Here is a 6,128-nt window from a genome sequence, read left to right on the forward strand (position 1 = left end):
TCAGCGGCCGAGGTTTCCGGCAACCTCGGCCGACGTGTCGGGTCTCGAAACTCCGCGTGAAGTCTCGGCAGCCGACGACTTGGACTCCGCGCCAGTCGAGGACGCCTCGGCCTCCGCCTGCGCACCGGACCTCTGTGCACCGTCATCGCCCCGCGCAGCGCCGCTCCCCGCGTCGGCTTCGCCCCGCGCAGCGCCGTCGGCCTGCGCACCGGCGCCCTCCGCGTCGGCCTCGTCGCGCGCACCACCGTCGGCCTGGGCACCAGCGCTCCCCGCGTCGGCCTCGTCGCGCGCGGCGCGGAGGGCAGCGCGGCGTCGGCCCCAGCGTCGGGAGAACTCCGCGACGCCGAGCATCAGCGCCCCGACGACGATCCACCCCAGCACCGCCACCGACACCGCGGGCACGATCGAGAGCACAGCGGTGCGCCCTGTCGGTTTCGCGAGGTCGGGGTTGGCGGTGCTGTAGTCGACTCGAATCCGCTGGCCCGCGGTCAGCTCCGTCGGATACAGCAGCCCGAGCCGCGGACTGTGCACCGAGCCGTCGGGCGTCTGGAAGTACGCGTTGGCGTGCAGCCGGTCGGCGTACACGACGTCGGCGGTGACCGTGGCCTTGTGCTTCTCGATCTCCGCGTCGTTGCGGAAGCACGCGACGATGAGCACAAGGCACATCGCGGTCACGACCATCCCGAGCGTGAGCAACACCTTCTGCACGCGTCGCAGGATGGTCGGATTCATGGCTGCCAGGATAACCGCCGGGTCCGACGCCCCCGTCGGGCGCGGCTCCTCGCGCAGAAAACTACGTCCTGTGGGCCGCGGACCTGTACTGGTACACCCCGACCACCCCAGGGGGGGGTGCACTTTTCTGCGCGCACCGCCGGCCGCCCACCCCACCCCACCCCAGCCGCGCAGCACGGCCCGACCCAAAGCCAGCCCCGACCCCTACCCCGACACCCGAGCGGCGATGGCGGCGTGCACGTCGCGCAGTCGGCCGCGGTCGGTGACCACCTCGACGACCTCGATGCCCCCGGCGTCGTCCGGCAGCTCCTCGCCAAGCACGGCGGCGAGTTCGCCCAGCGACACCCGACGATGCGCCACCCGCATCCCGGCGCACAGGGCGGCCAGGTCGGTGCGGTGCGGCGTCCCGAAGACCCGCTCGTACGCCCCCGACAACGCGCCGGAGTCGAGCCGCGGATCGCCCTGCTCGAGCAGCCCGAAGATCCCGCCGCCGTCGTCATTGGCCACGACGATCCGCAGCGACGACGGGCGCGGCTCACCCGGCCCGATGATCAGCCCGGTCGAGTCGTGGATGAACGTCAGGTCGCCCATCAGAGCGACGGTCGACGCCGCACCCCCGGCCAGCGCAGCGCCGATCGCCGTCGAATTGGTCCCGTCGATCCCCGCGACGCCGCGGTTCGACAGCACGCGCACACCCTCGGACACCCGACCCGCCAGCGCGACGTCGCGAATCGGATTACTCGCCCCGACCACGAACTGATCACCCGCCGACAACGCAGCACTCACCACGCGCGCGACGTGCAGCCCGGTCGGCGGCCCCGGTTCGTCGAGCACGGCGTCGACAGCTCCCAGCACGCGCTGCTCGAGGGCGGCGCACTCCTTGAGCCATTCCTCGCGCGGCTCGCCGCTGACCTCCGCGCGCGTTCCGGTCGCGTAGACGTTGCCCGACACGTCCGGCCAGCGCGGCCCGGTGGTCAGCGCATAGACGCGCACCTCCGGATCGGCCAGCAGCCGCGACACCCCGCGATGCAGCGTCGGACGCCCGCAGATGATGGCCTGCTGCGGCTTGATCGATCCCAGCGCCAGCGGGTGCAGCGGCGTCGCGGCGTGCGGCGCTGTCGGCTCCGCGACGGTCGGCACGCCCGCCAACTCCGGATGCACACCCGACCCGTGCCCCGAGATCACCACGGTGTCCAGCGAGAGATCGATCGGCAGCGGGACGTCGAGCTTGGCCACGGGCGCCTGCGTCCACGGCACGCCGCCAGGTCGTCCGGAGAACGCGCCGAGATCCTCGGACGTACTCGTGACGTCGGGCACCAGCGGCTCGCGCAGCGGAATGTCGAACTGCACGGGCCCGGGATTTCCCGTCCGCGCACCACGCGCAGACGCCAACACACGCCCGACGGCCGAACGCCACTGACTGTTCGCGTCGAGGCCCTCCTCGGCCAGCCCGATGCTGATCGCCGCCCGCACCTGCGTCCCGAAGATCCCGAACTGCTCGACGGTTTGATTGGCGCCAGATCCCAGCAGCTCATACGGCCGATTCGCACTGACAACGACGAGCGGCACCCGCGCGTAGTTCGCCTCGAACACCGCGGGCCCCATGTTGGCGACGGCCGTGCCGCTCGTCATCACGATCGGCACCGGCTGCCTCGACGACACCGCCAACCCCAACGCCAAAAACCCCGCCGACCTCTCGTCGATCCGCACGTGCAGCCGCAGCCGACCCTCCCGATCCGCCAGGTACAGCGCATAGGCGAGCGGCGCGTTGCGCGACCCTGGACACAGCACGGCCTCCCGCACACCTCCGCGGATCATCTCGTCGACGATCACCCGCGCCTGCAACGTCGACGGATTCGGCCCACCCGCCTCCGCAGGCGTGGAACTCGCCGCGCCAGGCATGGAGTTCGTCGACTCTGTCGAGGAATTCATGAGCTCCAGCCTATGTCCGCACCTAAAGTGATCTCCGATACGTGCCGTCGGCTCGACGGAAGGTTGGCAAGTGGGCTTCTACACCGATCACGTTCTGCCGCGCGTCATCAACGTGACGTGCGGGTCGTCGATGCTCGACCCTCTTCGACGCCGCGCATGCACGCCACTCTCTGGCCGGGTCGTCGAGATCGGCTTCGGCTCCGGCCGCAACGTCGGCCTCTACCCGGCCGCCGTCACGTCCGTCGACGCGATCGAACCCTCCGACGTCGCGTGGAACATGGCCGTCGAGCACGTCACCGCCTCGCCCGTCCCCATCCGCCGCGCCGGACTCGATGGCCAGCGCCTCCCCTTCGACAACGACACGTTCGACGCCGCGCTCTCGACCTTCACCCTCTGCACCATCCCCGACGTCGACGCCGCACTCGCCGAGATCGCCCGCGTCGTGCGCCCCGGCGGCACCGTCGTCTTTCTCGAACACGGCACCGCGCCCGACGACGCCGTCCGACGCTGGCAGCGACGCCTCGAACCGATCCAGAAACGCACCGCAGGCGGCTGCCACCTCACCCGCGACATCCCGAAACTGTTGACGGACAACGGTTTCGACCTCACCGCACTCGACCAGTTCTACCAACACGGCGCACCCCGACCCTTCGCCGCACTCAGCCTGGGCAGCGCAACCGCCCCCTGACCCAAACCGCCCCCTCGCTCCACCCGACCGCTCGCTCGCCCCCTCGCTACGCTCGACTAATGACCCGCTGGTTCCTGCTCGCCGCCTTCACGGTCGGCGTCAGTGTCCTGCTGGACCTCATCGACGTCGACGCCGCACCCCTGTTCGCCGGACTGCTCGTCGCCGCACTCCTCGCGATCGTCGGATACGCCCCGCGCCCACGCACGCTCGCCGACACAAGCACCCAAACCGCGGCCGCACCACACCCCGACAGCGCAACAGAACCCGCCGACAAGGCCAAAAACGACGCCACCGACCCGCCGATGGTCCCCCGCGCGGCGATGTTGGCGGCGCAGGGCACGGTCGGCGTCTACATCGGCACCATGGCCGATCCGACGACCATCTCGGGCCTCGGCTCCGCCTGGCTGCCGGTCCTCGTCGTGGGGCTCGGCACGCTCGCGCTATCGGTCGCGGGCGGCGCGCTCCTCGGCCTGCACCGCGACGTCGACGCCCTGACCGGCTCACTCGCTCTGGTGGCCGGCGGGGCGTCGGGTCTCGTCGCGCTGACCCGCGATCTAGGTGGTGACGAGCGCGTCGTCGCGGTCGTCCAGTACGTCCGGGTCGCACTCGTGACCAGCACCATTCCGCTCGTCGCGTCGCTGGTGTTCCACGCGTCGTCGTCGAATGTCGTTGTCGCCCGGCCGACCTGGACAGAACAGGCCGCGGGCGTCGCGCTCCTCGCGATCTGCATCGGGGTCGGCCTCCCGCTCGGAAAACTCATCCACCTCCCCGCAGCGGGCCTCCTCGGCCCGATGGCCCTCGCAACGGCAGCAGAACTCACCGGGATTGCAGGCGACGCCGCCGTTCCCTCGGTCCTGCTCGCCGCCGCATACGCGGTGATCGGCTGGCAGGCGGGCCTCGGGTTCACGCTCCCCCGACTCCGCGCCATCGGCCGCATCCTGCCCGCCGCAGTCGTGCTGATCCTCGCGATCGGCGTCGGCTGCGCGCTGCTCGGCGTGCTCCTCTCCTGGTGGACGGGCGAGTCGATGTTCGACTGCTACCTCGCCACCACCCCGGGCGGTATCTACGCGGTGCTCGCGGCGGCGACTGCCGCGGGCTCCAACGTCGCATTCGTCGTCGCGGCGCAGATCCTGCGCGTACTGCTCATGCTGTTCGTCGCGCCCTTCGCGGCACGCGCGGCCGCCCGCAGGCTCACCCCCTGAAACCCGTGCCTGACCTGCGACGCTGCACCCGTACAACGACGCAGCCCATTGTTACTGTGACTGGAGTCGCATATACATTGAACTCATGACCGGTGAAAGCCAGCCCGAAAACATCCAGTCGTCAGCCTCGACGAGCCCGTCCGTGGCGCCCGATATCCGCGAATTCGACGTCGTCGTCTTCGGCGCCACCGGATTCGTCGGTGAACTCACCGCCCGCTACCTCGCCGAGCATGCTCCCGCCGGAACACGCATCGCGCTCGCGGGGCGTTCTGAGACCAAACTCGCCGACACCCGACGCCGCCTGCCAGACGCCGCTCGCAACTGGCCGCTCATCGTCGCCGACTCGTCGTCGCCCGCATCGCTCGACGCCATGGTCGCCCGCACGCGCGTCATCTGCACCACCGTCGGGCCGTACCTGCGCTACGGCGAGGCACTCGTCGTCGCCGCAGCCAGCGCGGGCACCGACTACGTCGACCTCACCGGCGAGGTCCCCTTCGTGCACTACTCCATCCAGAAAGCCCACGAGATCGCGGAGGCCACCGGCGCACGCATCGTGCATTCGTGCGGATTCGATTCCGTCCCTTCCGATCTCGCCGCTTACGAGCTCTATCGCGGAGTCACCGATGCCGACGCGGGCGAAATGACCGACACCACCATGGTCGTGGCTGCGATGCGCGGCGGCGTCTCGGGCGGAACCATCGACTCGATGCGCGTGATCGCCGAGCAGGCAAAGGATTCCAGCGTCCGACGCCTCCTACTCAACCCACAGGCGCTCTCGGGCGCACCCGCCCAGACCCCGCGAGCCGCGCTGTCGTCGGAGCCGAGCGACATCGGAATCATCAACGCGCACAAGGTCGACGAATCGCTGCGCGGAACCCTCGCACCGTTCTTCATGGCTTCGCACAACACGCGCATAGTTCGACGCTCCAACGCACTCCTCGACGGCGCGTACGGCAAGGACTTCCACTACGCCGAGACCATGTCCGTCGGCGGTGTCCCGGGAGTGTCGACGGTCATCGCGGGCGCCGTCGGTATCGGGTCCGGCGCGTTCCTCGGCGCGATGTCGTTCACCCCGACGCGCGCGCTCCTCGACCGCGTGCTTCCGAAACCGGGCTCCGGTCCCAGCGAAAAGGCGCGGGAGAACGGCTATTTCGTGATCCGCACCTACACGCGCACCACGACCGGTCGACGCTTCCGCTCCACCTTCTCGATGAAGGGCGACCCCGGATACAAGGCCACGGCCGTCATGCTCGGCGAGAGCGCACTGACACTCGCACTGAACCGCCACCAGTTGCCCTCGCGCGCAGGCGTTCTCACACCCGCCGTCGCGATGGGCGACGCACTGATCGACCGACTCCACACCGCGGGCGCGACAATCGAGGTCACCGAACTGCACTGAAGCCAAACACCTGAAGCCAAACAGCTAAAGCAAAACAACTGCACCCCGCCCCAACACCCGCACGGCACCAAATAGCCGCACCGCCGCGCCGACGACCCCTAGTGTCGCGTGTCGTTAATTAGTTTATGGTTCGTGGTTTGAGAGAATTGGCTATGGCGAATTCTGCGGCCCCGGC

The 6,128-nt window shown here is 69.7% G+C and carries 5 protein-coding genes; 3 read left to right on the forward strand and 2 right to left on the reverse strand.

The genetic code is table 11. The annotated features are described in order from the left end of the window. Together A5788_RS24550 and menD are read right to left on the reverse strand one after the other, a co-directional pair. Positions 1 to 732: a DUF3592 domain-containing protein gene (locus A5788_RS24550; protein WP_064865281.1), complete on the reverse strand. Its 732-nt coding sequence runs from the start codon at positions 730 to 732 to the stop codon at positions 1 to 3. A 204-nt stretch (positions 733 to 936) separates the two neighbouring features. Then, positions 937 to 2,634 carry a 2-succinyl-5-enolpyruvyl-6-hydroxy-3-cyclohexene-1-carboxylic-acid synthase gene (gene menD, locus A5788_RS05620; protein WP_064865277.1) on the reverse strand — a complete coding sequence of 566 codons (1,698 nt, stop codon included), beginning with the start codon at positions 2,632 to 2,634 and terminating at the stop codon, positions 937 to 939. A gap of 100 nt (positions 2,635 to 2,734) precedes the next feature. Here menD and A5788_RS05625 point away from each other — a divergent pair, with 100 nt between their 5' ends. From A5788_RS05625 to A5788_RS05635, 3 genes are all read left to right on the forward strand, one after another. Beyond that, positions 2,735 to 3,352, forward strand: a complete 618-nt coding sequence (locus tag A5788_RS05625; RefSeq protein WP_049698665.1) for a class I SAM-dependent methyltransferase — start codon at positions 2,735 to 2,737, stop codon at positions 3,350 to 3,352. 59 nt (positions 3,353 to 3,411) lie between these two features. After that, entirely contained in the window at positions 3,412 to 4,554 is a 1,143-nt protein-coding gene (locus A5788_RS05630; RefSeq protein WP_049698664.1) for an AbrB family transcriptional regulator, read from the forward strand. Positions 4,555 to 4,639: 85 nt separating this feature from the next. Then, positions 4,640 to 5,953 carry a saccharopine dehydrogenase family protein gene (locus A5788_RS05635; protein ID WP_049698663.1) on the forward strand — a complete coding sequence of 438 codons (1,314 nt, stop codon included), beginning with the start codon at positions 4,640 to 4,642 and terminating at the stop codon, positions 5,951 to 5,953. Positions 5,954 to 6,128 lie beyond the last annotated feature (175 nt).

The sequence above is a fragment of the Gordonia sp. 852002-50816_SCH5313054-c genome, assembly GCF_001665925.1.
GTDB classification, from domain to species: Bacteria; Actinomycetota; Actinomycetes; order Mycobacteriales; family Mycobacteriaceae; genus Gordonia; species Gordonia jacobaea.

Bases quoted from the DNA above. Each gene is read 5' to 3' on its own strand.
- A5788_RS24550 (WP_064865281.1), bottom strand. From the start codon at position 732: ATGAATCCGACCATCCTGCGACGCGTGCAGAAGGTGTTGCTCACGCTC.
- A5788_RS05635 (WP_049698663.1), top strand. From the start codon at position 4,640: ATGACCGGTGAAAGCCAGCCCGAAAACATCCAGTCGTCAGCCTCGACG.
- A5788_RS05630 (WP_049698664.1), top strand. From the start codon at position 3,412: ATGACCCGCTGGTTCCTGCTCGCCGCCTTCACGGTCGGCGTCAGTGTC.
- menD (WP_064865277.1), bottom strand. From the start codon at position 2,634: ATGCCTGGCGCGGCGAGTTCCACGCCTGCGGAGGCGGGTGGGCCGAAT.